Below are 243 nucleotides of genomic sequence, written 5' to 3' on the forward strand. Positions count from 1 at the left end.
GATAGCTGACGGTTGTCTTTGAGGTAGTGGCTGTTTGGTGAGGGGGCTTGGGATGGTTGGTTGCTTGTGGGCAGGCTTCCGATGGAAGAGAAGGGGCTAGAGAGTAGGGAGAAGAGTGGTGGCTGCTCATGGGGAGGTTGCTCGATGGAGGGGAGGATGAGAAGGGTACTGGAAGGGTTGACTTAGAGGTTTGTGAGGTGGTTTTGAGTGTTTGTTGCTTGTGTGCTGGTTGCTGGTAGAGGG

Source organism: Bartonella sp. AA86SXKL (genome assembly GCF_042196885.1).